This window comes from Cyanothece sp. BG0011, from assembly GCF_003013815.1.
In the GTDB taxonomy this organism is placed as follows: Bacteria; Cyanobacteriota; Cyanobacteriia; order Cyanobacteriales; family Microcystaceae; genus Crocosphaera.
Window position 1 is genome coordinate 1 of the sequence record NZ_PRLH01000169.1, and the last position, 7,607, is coordinate 7,607.

Sequence of the window (7,607 nt, forward strand, 5' to 3'; positions counted from 1 at the left end):
TTTTATTATTAAGTTCACCCGAAGACGAGTAAAATAAAATAATTATTAACTTTATATTCTATCTATGTCTATATTTGATTGGTTTGCTAAACAAGAAAAGTCAGAACCCCCCATTCAACAACAACAGAAAGAACGGGAAATTGCTGACGGTTTATGGACGAAATGCGAAGCTTGTACTGCTTTAACCTATACGAAAGACCTCCAAGCCAATCAATTGGTTTGTACTGAATGCGGTCATCATTTTCGTGTCGAAAGTGCCGAACGCATTGCTCAGTTAATTGATAAGAATACCTGGAAACCCCTAAATGACCATCTTACTCCCACTGATCCCCTTAACTTCTGTGATCGCAAACCCTACAGCGATCGCATTAAGGACACTCAAGATAAAACTGGGTTAGTGGATGCAGTACAAACAGGAACGGGTTTAATTGATGGTCTTCCTTTGGCCCTCGGTGTCATGGACTTCCGCTTTATGGGGGGTAGTATGGGGTCTGTGGTAGGGGAAAAACTCTGCCGTCTCATCGAACACGCGACACAAGAACGGTTTCCGGTGGTTATTGTCTGCGCTTCTGGTGGGGCAAGGATGCAAGAGGGAATGTTAAGCTTGATGCAAATGGCCAAAATTTCAGGGGCCCTAGAACGTCATCGCAATGCCAAATTACTCTACATTCCCGTCTTAACTCATCCCACCACTGGAGGAGTCACCGCTAGTTTTGCTATGTTAGGGGATTTAATTATCGCTGAACCCAACGCTACTATTGGGTTTGCTGGACGACGGGTGATTGAACAAACGTTAAGGGAAAAGTTACCCGATGGCTTCCAAACCTCAGAATATTTATTAAAACATGGCTTTGTTGATGCCATTGTTTCTCGGACTCAACTGAAAAAAACGTTAGCTCAATTAATCAGTATTCATCAGCCTTTTTTCCCTGTTTTGCCGCCTCTGAATGTTCGTGAAAAGCATCATCATCATTCAGAAGAGATGGTTTTGAAAATGGATGGAAAAGAAGAATGAATATTCGGATTTAACTAATGTTATCTAAACTGAAAATAGCAATTACTAAATCTGGATTTATTCCTTAGCTTTCATTTTAGTACCTCTTAATTAGAAAGTTATACACAATTTAGCTAAGTTGTACAAAAATCTTATAGATATTTATGATTTTTGTACAACTGATATTTAATGATTAAAATGTCTTACTATTCCATCCCCACATAGTACCTTTAGCATCAGCAAATTCGATATAAGTCCGATTTTTTTCAACCCCTAATTTATCTTTAATGACTTGACAAAAATCTTCACTCATGGCTTTAGTTTGTGAAGGACTCATATTACCTACACTTTTTACTTCTAAGTAGCAAACGGGATCAAAAGTTCCTGAAAATGTCATCTTAATATCTGAATCAAAAGAAGTCATCACATAGGATTCAGGTTTTCCTAAATGTTGTGCTAATTTAGCTGATAAAGTTGTCAGCAAAGAATCAATAACGCTTGAGTCTGGTTTTGAAACTGATGTTTTTACTTGAATTAATGGCATGATTAATTTTATTTTTTACTAATTGAAAACTGGTTATTTCTGAACTTTAATTCCTAACTTTCTCTAGCATTAACCACCGTATTGCCATCCTGTACTTTCTAAGTTCAAAGCCTTTCCTTCTCGGTGTATTCCTGCGCCAATCACTTCACCAACATAAACAGTATGATCTCCTTTTTCAACTGATCCTACTACTTGACATTCTACATAGCCTAAAGAATCTTTTATGATAGGACATCCTGTTTTTTCTCCTTCATAAAATTCTACGTCTTCAAATTTATTACCCACACGACTTTGAGGTTTAAAAAATTTAGCGGCTAAGTCTTTTTGTCCCTCTTCTAAAAAACTAATGGAGAAAACACCGTTTTTTTTCAGCATTTCATGGGAACCCGAATCTTTTTTAACACAGTTAACCACTAAAGGCGGTTCAAAGGAACTCTGCATTAACCAACTGACGGTAAAACCATTTAGATTTTCCCCATCTTTAACCCCACAAATATAAAGTCCGTGGGGAATTTTTCTCAGCATTGTTTTTTTCGCTTTTTCGTCTAACAAAGTAATTTTCCTCCTAATTTATTCTGTTTTTAGAACATATTTTCTACTAATTTTTAGATAGTAAGAAAATAATCATCTTTATCTATAATATCAAAAAACTGCTCTAATTGCACTGATTGATCTTTTTTCTATTTTTAGTTAAACTGTAGAATCTAGTTTATCAAATAAAGATGCTAAAATAGTATTCGATAATAAAAAGCCATCAGGATCACTTAACATTATTCTATGGATATTTTGCCAGGTATTATCATTTAGTTCTGTGATAAAATTATCATTTATATTTTTAAAGTAAACTAATCCTACTTGATGATAAGGAATCAGAGTTTGATAAATTTTTGTAACTATCTCTTTCTCAAATTGCTTGAGAATTTCTGATAAATTAATACCTTTTTTGAGTCTTAATCCTAACATCAGACTTTCTAGTAAAACATCAAATTTATTTAAATTAGGAGAAGAAATATTATAACCTGATTGTTTCAATTGATTGACCCATTCATAGTAACTTTTTCGAGTTTTGGGACGAGTAAATCTTTGATTATTGGTATAACTGGCTGCTCCCATGCCGAAGGCATAATAAGGTTGATTTTCCCAGTAAACAAGGTTATGACGACATTGATAACCTGATTTGGCATAATTAGAAATTTCATAATGTTCATACCCTGCTTGCGTTAATTTATACTGAGTTATTTTATACATCATGGAAGTATCTTCATCCTTCGGTAAAGGAAAATTACCGGGTTTATATTGTTTACCAAAAGCTGTAACAGGTTCTAATACTAAATCGTAACAAGAAATATGAGTTGAGTTGATTTTAATCGCTTGGTCTAAGGAAAGTTGCCAACTTTCTAAATTTTGATAAGGAAGTCCAGAAATTAAGTCTAAGCTAAAATTTTTAATATTAGTTTGATGAATAAAATTAATAGCCTGTTCAATATCTTTATATCGATGAAAACGTCCACATTTTTCTAATAATTCATCATTAAAAGATTGAACACCTAGACTGAAGCGATTAACACCTAATTTTTTATAACTATATAATTGTTCTAAAGTAAAAGTTCCTGGGTCCATTTCTAGAGAAATTTCTGCATCTGAGTTAATTCCGAAATGTTCATCTAAAGCGAGCAAAATTTTTTCTACATAACGAGGAGGTAATAGAGAGGGAGTTCCTCCCCCGAAAAAAATTGTTTCTAAAGGTAGATGACAAGTAGGAGTTATTTTGATTTCTTCACATAAAAACTCAACATATTCTGCAATGGAACCTGATTGATTGGTATCCATTTTATCTCCTAAAACAGAGATAGGGAAATCGCAATAGTAACAACGACGACGACAAAAAGGAATATGAAGATAAGCTGAAAAAGGGGGGAGAATTTCCATAGATTCTTAAAAGTTGTAGAATTTTTCGATAGACTACGGAGCAAATTAGAGTAATATGGTCAGCAATAGATTAAGAATCAACAAGAATGGGTTAGATGAGAGGGATATAATAGATAAAATAATCTCAATCAGGTAGAAAAATCTTGTAATTTTTTCTTCTCAACTACCAAAATTATAGATTAAGATCAAAACTATGATTGATGCCATTATTATTCTCATATTTATCCTAGCAGCGGCCGGAGTCGGCTTTGATAGCGTTGATTTGCTTCCCGTTGAAGTACAAGAACAAATATCGAATATTGACGCTTTACGGTGGTTAGCAGCAGGTTTTACGTCAATTTTGGGTTTGGCCTTCGGATTGGTGGCCCAGACGACTTACCGGCGTTTAGAAAACCGTATCAGTACCACACCCATTGAGGTTATTTTGACCAGGGCCGTCGGGTTAGTCATTGGTCTATTGATCGCTAATTTGATGTTAGCCCCTATTTTTTTACTTCCTATTCCCAAGGAGTTGGCTTTTATTAAGCCGATGACAGCTATTTTAGGGAGTGTGGTGTTTTCCTTTATGGGGGTTAGTTTAGCCGATACCCATGGGCGCACTTTCTTAAGACTAATTAACCCCAATAGTATCGAAACCCTCTTAGTAGCTGAAGGAACCCTACAAGCGGCCTCAACAAAGGTTGTCGATACCAGTTGTATTATTGATGGTCGTATTGAACAATTGCTTCATACGGGGTTTATTGAAGGACAAATTTTGATCCCTCAGTTCGTTTTACAAGAGTTACAACAATTAGCAGACGGTAGTAACGATCAAAAACGAGTCAGGGGACGACGGGGGTTAGATATCTTAAACAGAATGCAGGAATCTTTCCCTAAACGTATTCTGATTCATTCGGCTGACTATGAAGATATTGCCACAGTTGATGCTAAGTTGGTTCATTTAGCGCAAGAAATTAACGGAACCCTTTTGACCAATGACTATAACTTGAGTAAAGTGGCTAACTTACAAAAAGTTACCATTCTCAATGTTAATGATATTGCTCAGGCCATTCGACCTATTTATTTGCCCGGCGATACCATCGACCTAAAAATTCTCAAGCTAGGGAAAGAACCTACTCAAGGAGTCGGGTATTTAGAAGATGGAACCATGGTTGTAGTAGAAGAAGGCAAAGAGTACATCGGAGAAGAATTAAGCGTTGTGGTAACTTCTGCCTTGCAAACCTCAGCCGGTCGAATGATTTTTGCTAAACCTCAATCGGTGATTGCTTCATCATAAGATAGTATTGGCGATCGTTATTGGCTTTGGACTATAGCGATCGCCAAACACAATCAACTTATAAAACCAATTCAATAACATTGAATAAGATGTTAATGTTCAGTGCATCAGGCAAGATACCCGGTAACTCAATGCCTTGATTACTACCTAAATCAAGAAAAGTGTTGCCATTTTGTTCAATTAACCCAAGAGACTGAGAATCGATATTGTGGAGGCGAATTTTATCCCCCGCCCCGAAGTCCTCAATGCGATCGTGTCCTTCATTGGCACTAAAGTTAAAGATATCGCCACCACTACCCCCACTGAGAATATCGTTACCAGTACCACCGGTTAGCACGTCGTTGCCAGTGCCACCCGTTAAAATGTCATTACCAGCGTTACCATCAATCAAGTCATCTCCGCTAGTCCCTTCAATGATGTCGTCTCCTTCGGTTCCCGTAATGGTTGTTACCCCTGTGGCCGAATCATAAGAAGATACGGGGGTTTCTGAAGTCTCGGAATTGACAGATGTGGAACTAGCAACAGGTTGAGAAGTATTGGATGAGTCGCCGATGAAAACATTGTCAATGGCTTGAAATTCGGTGGTAGGATCACTCACTCCTCCCGTAACAAAACGTAAGGCAATATATTCATATCCTTGACCAAAATCAATGTTATCCCAAGTAAAGTTAGTCCAATTAAACTCACTACTAGCTAGATTATTGGTATCAAGTAAAGTGGCAACATTAATCGGCTCTGTTCCATCAGCAACGGGAGTTTCGGTATCCCAATTACTCATTTTAAACTGACCATCAACACCATAAACCTGTAATTTTAAGGTATTGTCACTTCCTATATTGGTAGCCTCAAAGCTAATAGTTTGTAAACCTTGGGTTAAGTGATTACTTTCAATGACCTGGGTTAAAGTTGCACTCCCTTGATCATCAGCATAGGCCCATTGATTATTAACATCGTTATTCCATCGATGTTTGTCCTGACCATTGTCCTCACCGCGAGTCAACCATCCTTTCCCTGCATCAGCAACTGTTGTGTCAACCCATTTTTGAGTAATACGAGTAAATGCGGAGTCAGAATTAGCACTAAAAGTTGAATCTACCACAATATTATTGCTGATATTTGATGAAAAAACAGTTACGTCAACTTGAGCGGTGCTGGTTTGTCCTTGATTATCAGTGATAGTGTAAGTAAATGAATCATTGCCCACAAAATCAGTTTCAGGAGTATAATTTAGAGTCCCGTCACTGTTTTGACTAATGACACCATAATCAGGTTGATTAAAGTTTTGAATACTGATAGGGTCTCCTTCAGCATCACTATCATTGCTTAAAACATCGATAATAATTGATTGATTGGCTGAAGTCGTCGCAGTATCGTTAATAGCTTTAGGGGCATCATTAATTGGATTGATTTGTATGTCAACAGTCGCACTATCACTTCCACCCTGTAGATCAGAGATCGTATAAGAGAAACTATCATTTCCATTAAAGTTAAGATCAGGAATATAGGTTAAAGTACCATCACCATTGTCACTAATAGTTCCATGAATTGGTTGAGTAACTTTATTAACAAAAAGAAAATCTCCATCACTATCGCTATCATTGCTTAAAATATCGATAATAATTGATTGATCTTCATTGATTGTAATACTGTCATTTAAAGCAGTAGGAGGTGTGTTAGTATCATTTGAAATATTAGATAAGTTTCCTATAAATACATTATCAATAGCTTGAAATTCACCATCTTCTATTCCTGACGTTTTAAAACGTAATGCAATGGTTTGATAACCACTACCAAAATCAACATTATTCCACGTAAAAGTTGTCCAGTCAAATTGATTATCGGCAATATTTCCCGTATCTAAAAGTTTAACCGCTTCAAAGGGTATAGTATTACTTGTTGATAAAGGCTCACCACCAAAAACACTTAAGTCAAAGATCCCATTAATGCCATAAACTTCTAACTCTAATGTATTACTAGATCCAATATTAGAAGCATCAAAGCTAATATTTTGTGGACCACGAGTGACAGATTGATCGTGAACAAGATGAATCAATCCGGGTTTTCCAGATGTATCAACTGAAACCCAACCATTATTCCTATCTTGTACCCATTTACTATCTTGATGATGATCATACCAAGTGTTGTTAGATAACGAATCGTAAAAACTTGGCTTCCAGTCTTTCTTAAAGTCAGGACTATTCTCACCGAAATCACCATTTTTAATAATATTCTTAAAAGGATGAGAAACAACATCAATATCCTGTATCAATGTTGCTGTATTCCCTTGAATGTCGGTGACTGTAAGGCTTGCAGAATAGGTACCAGCAGCCTCATAAACATAAGTTGCATAACGACCAAAATCATCAATTATGCCATCACCATCAAAATCCCAGGCAAAAGACGCTATAGTGTTATCTCCTGCCGTGTAAGGATGATTCACCGAATCTGTCCATTCAGGAATATAGTCGGGATCAAAAGATTGACTAGCATCAAAATTGACTGCCAAACCACCAGAAGGGGTTGTGGTAAAGTCGGCTTTTGGTGCTTGATCATCACTAGGAATCTCAAAGAGTGTATTGCCCTCGATTTCAAAATAAGGGGTTATGGATGAATTGTTGTTAAATGGATTAGTTTGATCTGCTGGAGGTGGATTATCAACTCGGCCAGAAGCAGGGTAAAGATTATATAAGTTATTTTGAAAAATCCCCCCGACTAAACGACTTTGAGAAAACGGAACTTCCGTATTATATCCTTGGTAGGAAGTTTGAGGTATTGTAGCACCGATCTCGAAACCTTCAACATGAGTATTTTCTATAACAATACTGCGTGCATTTTTATCTGAATTAATACCAGTTCCTTGAGTT

6 protein-coding genes are annotated in these 7,607 nt (G+C 36.6%); 2 read left to right on the top strand and 4 right to left on the bottom strand.

All coding sequences use genetic code 11. The features are described from left to right. Positions 1 to 64: 64 nt before the first annotated feature. The gene (accD, locus tag C4E06_RS21545) at positions 65 to 1,015 is read left to right on the top strand and encodes an acetyl-CoA carboxylase, carboxyltransferase subunit beta (protein ID WP_107670467.1); all 951 of its coding nucleotides are present in this window, start codon (positions 65 to 67) and stop codon (positions 1,013 to 1,015) included. Between the two features lie 172 nt (positions 1,016 to 1,187). Here the strand turns inward: accD and C4E06_RS21550 are convergent, their stop codons facing one another. From C4E06_RS21550 to hemW, 3 genes are all read right to left on the bottom strand, one after another. Then, a complete protein-coding gene (locus C4E06_RS21550; protein WP_107670468.1) occupies positions 1,188 to 1,538 on the bottom strand; it encodes a phenylpyruvate tautomerase MIF-related protein in 351 nt (116 codons plus the stop codon). A 69-nt stretch (positions 1,539 to 1,607) separates the two neighbouring features. Then, positions 1,608 to 2,090 carry a flavin reductase family protein gene (locus C4E06_RS21555; protein ID WP_107670469.1) on the bottom strand — a complete coding sequence of 161 codons (483 nt, stop codon included), beginning with the start codon at positions 2,088 to 2,090 and terminating at the stop codon, positions 1,608 to 1,610. A gap of 138 nt (positions 2,091 to 2,228) precedes the next feature. Next, positions 2,229 to 3,467 (bottom strand): radical SAM family heme chaperone HemW, encoded by a 1,239-nt coding sequence (gene hemW / locus C4E06_RS21560; protein WP_107670470.1) that lies wholly within the window; start codon positions 3,465 to 3,467, stop codon positions 2,229 to 2,231. Positions 3,468 to 3,660: 193 nt separating this feature from the next. Here hemW and C4E06_RS21565 point away from each other — a divergent pair, with 193 nt between their 5' ends. Beyond that, on the top strand, positions 3,661 to 4,743 hold the full coding sequence (locus C4E06_RS21565; protein ID WP_107670471.1) for a PIN/TRAM domain-containing protein: 1,083 nt from the start codon (positions 3,661 to 3,663) through the stop codon (positions 4,741 to 4,743). 58 nt (positions 4,744 to 4,801) lie between these two features. Here C4E06_RS21565 and C4E06_RS21570 read toward each other — a convergent pair. Further along, positions 4,802 to 7,607 (bottom strand): tandem-95 repeat protein (locus C4E06_RS21570; protein WP_157951203.1); only part of this gene is annotated, 2,806 nt, incomplete at its 5' end.